This window comes from Burkholderia sp. Bp9004 (assembly GCF_003858025.1).
Classification (GTDB): Bacteria; Pseudomonadota; Gammaproteobacteria; order Burkholderiales; family Burkholderiaceae; genus Burkholderia; species Burkholderia diffusa.
Genome location: NZ_QTQD01000113.1, coordinates 1 through 290, shown reverse-complemented (window position 1 = coordinate 290; position 290 = coordinate 1). Strand labels below are relative to the sequence as shown.

Genomic DNA, 290 nt, shown 5'->3' with positions numbered 1-290 from the left:
GATTGGTGGAGGCAGACGGGATCGAACCGACGACCCCCTGCTTGCAAAGCAGGTGCTCTCCCAGCTGAGCTATGCCCCCATGAGTACAGATTTGCCTCAGGTGTTACCGCCAGACAATGGTGGGTCTGGTTGGATTCGAACCAACGACCCCCGCCTTATCAAGACGGTGCTCTAACCGACTGAGCTACAGACCCCTGAGTCTGTCTTTAATTTACAGCCGATAAGCGTGAGCGCTCAACTTTGCGAGAAGCTCTGGAAAGGAGGTGATCCAGCCGCACCTTCCGATACGG

At 55.9% G+C, this 290-nt stretch carries 2 tRNA genes; both read right to left on the bottom strand.

The features are described from left to right. Positions 1-3: 3 nt before the first annotated feature. Positions 4-79 (bottom strand) — tRNA-Ala (locus DIE08_RS35385). Positions 80-117: 38 nt separating this feature from the next. Beyond that, positions 118-194, bottom strand: a tRNA-Ile gene (locus DIE08_RS35380). Positions 195-290: the final 96 nt, after the last annotated feature.